This is a genomic window from Sporosarcina koreensis (assembly GCF_001531445.1).
GTDB classification, from domain to species: domain Bacteria; phylum Bacillota; class Bacilli; order Bacillales_A; family Planococcaceae; genus Sporosarcina; species Sporosarcina koreensis_C.
Genome location: NZ_LQYA01000202.1, coordinates 1 through 243, shown reverse-complemented (window position 1 = coordinate 243; position 243 = coordinate 1). Strand labels below are relative to the sequence as shown.

Here is a 243-nt window from a genome sequence, read left to right as displayed (position 1 = left end):
ACAGTGATAATTGTCATCATTGGAATGAGCAGAAGATAAGACCAATGGATAAAATGAGCTATCATTCCACCAATAGCTGGACCGATTCCTTCTCCCATAGCTACTATGGAGCCAATAAGACCAAACGCTTTACCCCTATTTTCCTTTGGAATATAGCGCGCAACTACAACCATCACGAGTGCTGGAAATGCAGCTGCACCAGCTCCTTGAATAAATCGAGCCAGAATAAGTATGGGAAAAAAA

1 protein-coding gene is annotated in these 243 nt (G+C 42.0%); it reads right to left on the bottom strand.

The genetic code is table 11. From position 1 onward, the window contains the following. Positions 1–243 (bottom strand): MFS transporter (locus AWV70_RS18740; protein ID WP_153010053.1); only part of this gene is annotated, 243 nt, incomplete at both ends.